Genomic DNA, 361 nt, shown 5'->3' with positions numbered 1-361 from the left:
GCTTCGCCTTCCAGCGCTTTCAGAGCAGAACCACGAACGATCGGAGTATCGTCGCCCGGGAAATCGTACTGAGACAGAAGTTCACGAACTTCCATTTCTACCAGTTCCAGCAGCTCTTCGTCATCAACCATGTCGCATTTGTTCAGGAACACGATGATGTACGGAACGCCAACCTGACGACCCAGCAGGATGTGCTCACGAGTCTGCGGCATCGGGCCGTCAGTCGCAGCAACAACCAGGATCGCGCCGTCCATCTGCGCAGCACCGGTGATCATGTTTTTAACATAGTCGGCGTGGCCCGGGCAGTCTACGTGTGCGTAGTGGCGAGACGGGGTGTCATATTCAACGTGAGAAGTGTTGA

General features: G+C 55.4%; 1 protein-coding gene. It reads right to left on the bottom strand.

Annotation, left to right across the window (positions count from 1 at the left end; all coding sequences use genetic code 11):
* On the bottom strand, window positions 1-361 hold a 361-nt coding region (locus tag FDX22_RS29865; RefSeq protein ID WP_255433116.1), incomplete at both ends, for a GTP-binding protein.

The sequence above is a fragment of the Citrobacter sp. TBCS-14 genome (assembly GCF_005280805.1).
GTDB classification, from domain to species: domain Bacteria; phylum Pseudomonadota; class Gammaproteobacteria; order Enterobacterales; family Enterobacteriaceae; genus Citrobacter; species Citrobacter gillenii.
This window is presented reverse-complemented; position numbering and strand designations above follow the sequence as displayed.